Genomic DNA, 4325 nt, shown 5'->3' on the forward strand with positions numbered 1-4325 from the left:
ACCGGGAGATCGCCCGCCAGGTCGGCGACACCATGGGATTCGTGACGCCGCTCATGCGGCTGCAGGACCCGGCCCAGACCAAGGTTGTCCTCGTTACGCTGGCCGAAACGACGCCGGTACTGGAAGCCGAAGAGCTGAACAGTGACCTGGAACGGGCCGGAATTCATCCGTGGGCCTGGGTCATCAACAACTCGATCGCCGCAGCACACCCGCAGACGCCGTTCCTGCAGGCCCGCGCCGCGAGCGAAATCGAACAGATCACGAAGGTGCACACCCTGACGGGCCGGGTAGCGCTCATTCCGCTGCTGCCCGACGAGCCCATCGGCGAGGAGAAGTTGTCGGCCCTGACCGCCCTCAGCTCCCTGCCTGCCTGACGGGGATCGAGCCTCCGCCGACGCTGGTGCGGCGGGGGGCGTCGACGCGTCTGGCCTGCTAGCCGTCCAGGCGCCCGGCCAGCAGTTCTTCGATGTCCCGGACGGTAGCGTCCAGCCGGGCGATCGTGTCCCGCTGGATGGCCCGCAGGTACTCGGCATCGGACTCGCCGTCCTGGACCCAGTTCTCGTCGCCCGGGGAGTCCATCGCCTGGCGTGTGTTGGCCGTTGCCGCCTGGACGTTCTGCAGCATCGCGCGCAGCCGGTCTTCTGTGGTGGGAGCCTCGGTCATGATGTCCTCCTTGGTTGCGGTCCTGTTCTCAGGTCCTGGGGGCGACTCTGTCGACGTGTGCGTCGCAGGAACTAAAGGACCTGCGCCAGGAGGCCGGGCCGGCCGGAGGGTGCGCAGCAGGCCTCGTCGAGGGCCGGCACAACAGTTGGCAGGGAATTCATGCGTCTATTATGCACACGGATTGACATTCATCGATATAGTTGGGAATACTCCATATCGACAAGCATCAATCTAAAGCTGAGCAGCACAGGAGTCCCGTGAGCACCCAGACTGACCCGTCGCCCACCCTTGAAGGCGAAGGTGCCGTTGTCGGCAAACTCTCCACCCTGGACCGATTCCTGCCGGTGTGGATCATCGCCGCCATGGTCCTGGGGTTGGTCCTGGGCAGTTTCATCCCGGGCCTGAACACCGCACTCGAGGCGGTCAAGATCGGCGAAGTCTCGCTGCCAATAGCCATCGGGCTGCTGGTGATGATGTACCCCGTGCTGGCCAAGGTCCGTTACGACCAGGCCCACCGCGTCGTCGGAGACCGCAAGCTGATGATCACCTCGCTGGTCCTCAACTGGGTGCTTGCCCCGGCGTTCATGTTCGCCCTGGCCTGGATCTTCATCCCGGACCTGCCCGAGTACCGGACCGGCCTGATCATCGTGGGCCTGGCACGCTGCATCGCCATGGTGATGATCTGGAACGACCTCGCGTGCGGGGACCGCGAAGCCGCCGCCGTGCTGGTGGCCATCAATTCCGTCTTCCAGGTCATCGCGTTCGGCGCGCTCGGCTGGTTCTACCTGCAGCTGCTGCCGGGATGGCTGGGCCTGCCGACCACCAGCGCCGATTTCTCCTTCTGGGCCATCACAGCATCCGTCCTGGTCTTCCTGGGGATCCCTTTGCTGGCCGGTTTCCTCACCCGCACGATCGGCGAAAAGGCCAAGGGCCGCGACTGGTACGAAGGCACGTTCCTGCCCAAGCTCGGCCCGTGGGCGCTGTACGGCCTGCTCTTCACCATCACGCTGTTGTTCGCCCTGCAGGGCGGCACCATCACCTCCCGTCCGCTGGACGTCGTCCGCATCGCCCTGCCCCTGCTGGTCTACTTCCTCGTGGTCTTCGGCGCCGGGATGCTGATCGGCAAGTGGCTGGACCTCGGCTACGCCAAAACCACCACGCTGGCCTTCACCGCCGCGGGCAACAACTTCGAACTCGCCATCGCCGTGGCGATCGGCACTTTCGGCGTCACCTCCGGCCAGGCCCTCGCCGGCGTCGTCGGGCCCTTGATCGAAGTCCCGGTCCTTGTTGCACTGGTGTATGCGGCCCTCTGGGCCCGCACACGCTACTTCACCCCCAGCCCCCTTTCCGCCTGACCCGCACAAATTTCAGGAGAGACCCCCATGAACACCGAAACCGCCAAGAAACCCTCCGTTTTGTTCGTCTGCGTCCACAACGCCGGCCGCTCCCAGATGGCCGCCGCCTTCCTCACCACCCTCGGCGAGGGCCGGATCGAGGTCCGCTCGGCCGGCTCCCAGCCCGCGGACAAGGTCAACCCGGCCGCCGTCGAGGCCATGGCCGAACTCGGCATCGACATGTCCGCCGAAATCCCCAAGGTCCTCACCACCGAGGCCGTGAAGGAATCCGACGTCGTGATCACCATGGGCTGCGGCGACACCTGCCCGATCTTCCCCGGCAAGCGCTACGAGGACTGGGAACTCGAGGACCCGGCCGGCCAGGGCGTCGAGTCCGTCCGTCCGATCCGCGACGACATCAGGGCCCGCATCGAGGACCTCATCGCATCCCTCACCCCCGCCGCCAAGTAGGAGCAGAACCATGACCGAACAGCTGATCATCATCGGGTCCGGCCCCGCCGGCTACACCGCGGCAATCTACGCCGCCCGGGCCGGACTCAAGCCCCTCGTCATCGCCGGAGCCGTCACTGCGGGCGGTGCCCTGATGAACACCACCGAGGTGGAGAACTTCCCCGGCTTCCCCGCCGGGGTCCAGGGGCCGGAGCTGATGGACGGGCTGCAGCAGCAGGCCGAGAAGTTCGGCGCCCGGGTGGTGTTCGACGACGTCACCGAAGTGACGCTCACCGGGCACCTCAAGCGCGTGGTCACCGGAGCCGGCGAGACCCACGAGGCAACCGCCGTCATCCTCGCCACCGGCTCCGCCTACAAGGAACTCGGCCTCCCCGAAGAGAAGAAGTTCAGCGGCCACGGGCTCTCCTGGTGCGCTACGTGTGACGGGTTCTTCTTCCGCGACCAGGACATCATTGTGGTCGGCGGCGGAGACTCGGCCATGGAGGAAGCGACGTTCCTGACCCGGTTCGGGAAGTCCGTCACGGTGGTGGTCCGCAAGGGCGAGCTCCGTGCCTCCCGCATCATGGCCCAGCGGGCCAAGGACAACCCCAAGATCAGCTTCGCGTGGAACGCCGCCGTCACCGCCATCCACGGCGACGCCAAGGTCACCGGCGTCACCCTGACCGACACGCGCACCGGGGAAACCCGCGAACAGGCCGCCACCGGAATTTTCGTCGCGATCGGCCACGTCCCGCGCACCGAACTGCTGCACGGCCAGGTGGAGCTCGACGCCGAGGGCTACATCAAGGTCGATTCACCCACCACGGTCACCAACCTCTCCGGCGTCTTCGCCTGCGGGGACGCCGTGGACCACCGCTACCGCCAGGCCATCACCGCCGCCGGCACCGGCTGCGCCGCGGCACTGGACGCCGAACGCTACCTCGCCGCCCTGGACGACGCCGACAGCATCGCCACCGCGCTCGTCGAGGACCCCACCCACGCCTGAACCCCACCACCCGACCCGCCCAACTCACTCGCAGCAGGGGCCGTTTTGAGCCCTCAAAACGGCCTTAAGTGACAGCTAGTTGGGCCTCGACCCGCCACTCCACCGGATGAAACAGAGGACACCATGGCTGTCACCACCACCCTTCCCGTAGCTGTCATCGGAGCCGGCCCGATCGGCCTCGCCGCCGCGGCGCACCTGATCGAACGCGGCATCGAACCGCTCATTCTCGAGGCCGGCCCGACGGCGGGCGCAGCCCTCGGGCAGTGGCGCCACATCCGGCTTTTCTCCCCGTGGCAGTACAACACCGACGCCGCCGCCGTCCGTCTGCTCACCGCCACCGGCTGGGTGTCGCCTGAGCCGACGGCGCTGCCCACCGGCGGCGAACTCACCGACCAGTACCTCACCGCGCTCGCTGCGCTCCCGGCGATCGCGTCCCGCCTGCACACCGGAGCCCGCGTCGTGGCAGTGACCCGGCAGGGCATGGATAAAACCCACAGCCGTGACCGCGACACCACACCCTTTGTGGTCCGGGTCGAACTCGCCGACGGGGAAGTCCGTGACTACCAGGCCGCCGGTGTCATCGACGCCTCCGGCACGTGGTCCACCCGCAACCCGCTCGGAACCTCCGGACTGCCCGCCCTCGGCGAAGCCGCGGCCGCTGACAGGATTTCCGCACCGCTGCCGGACGTCCTGGGCCGGGACCGCGGGACGTTCGAGGGCCGCACGGCGCTCGTAGTCGGCGCCGGCCACTCCGCCGCCAACACCCTGCTCAACCTCTCCGAACTCGCAGCCCAGGCGCCCGGGACGAAGATCGTGTGGGCCATCCGCGGCGACTCCGCAGCCAAGGTCTACGGCGGCGGCGACGCCGATGG

Annotated in this window: 6 protein-coding genes and 1 pseudogene (2 of these 7 only partly in view); 6 read left to right on the forward strand and 1 reads right to left on the reverse strand. The window is 67.6% G+C overall.

Annotated elements, in window-relative coordinates:
• Nucleotides 1-145 carry the 3' end of an arsenical pump-driving ATPase gene (arsA, locus tag K789_RS23195; protein ID WP_272943971.1) on the forward strand. It extends 1391 nt beyond the left edge of the window, so the window shows 145 of its 1536 coding nt (coding positions 1392-1536); the start codon falls outside the window, past its left edge; the stop codon is at nt 143-145.
• Entirely contained in the window at nt 42-374 is a 333-nt protein-coding gene (locus tag K789_RS26475) for an ArsA-related P-loop ATPase (RefSeq protein WP_272943972.1), read from the forward strand. The genes arsA and K789_RS26475 overlap by 104 nt, the downstream gene beginning before the upstream one ends.
• 58 nt (nt 375-432) lie before the next feature.
• Here K789_RS26475 and K789_RS0114340 read toward each other — a convergent pair whose 3' ends face one another.
• Complete coding sequence (locus tag K789_RS0114340) at nt 433-663, reverse strand: hypothetical protein (protein ID WP_024367354.1); 231 nt, start codon at nt 661-663, stop codon at nt 433-435.
• Nucleotides 664-920: 257 nt separating this feature from the next.
• Here K789_RS0114340 and arsB point away from each other — a divergent pair, with 257 nt between their 5' ends.
• The 4 genes and pseudogenes from arsB to K789_RS23200 form a co-directional block, all read left to right on the forward strand.
• Entirely contained in the window at nt 921-2018 is a 1098-nt protein-coding gene (gene arsB / locus K789_RS0114345; protein ID WP_024367355.1) for an ACR3 family arsenite efflux transporter, read from the forward strand.
• A 27-nt stretch (nt 2019-2045) separates the two neighbouring features.
• A complete protein-coding gene (locus tag K789_RS0114350; RefSeq protein ID WP_024367356.1) occupies nt 2046-2468 on the forward strand; it encodes an arsenate reductase ArsC in 423 nt (140 codons plus the stop codon).
• 10 nt (nt 2469-2478) lie between these two features.
• Entirely contained in the window at nt 2479-3453 is a 975-nt protein-coding gene (trxB, locus tag K789_RS0114355; protein ID WP_024367357.1) for a thioredoxin-disulfide reductase, read from the forward strand.
• 123 nt (nt 3454-3576) lie between these two features.
• Nucleotides 3577-4325 (forward strand): annotated as a pseudogene (locus K789_RS23200) (NAD(P)-binding domain-containing protein) (it continues 632 nt past the right edge of the window).

The sequence above is a fragment of the Arthrobacter sp. TB 26 genome (assembly GCF_000427315.1).
In the GTDB taxonomy this organism is placed as follows: domain Bacteria; phylum Actinomycetota; class Actinomycetes; order Actinomycetales; family Micrococcaceae; genus Arthrobacter.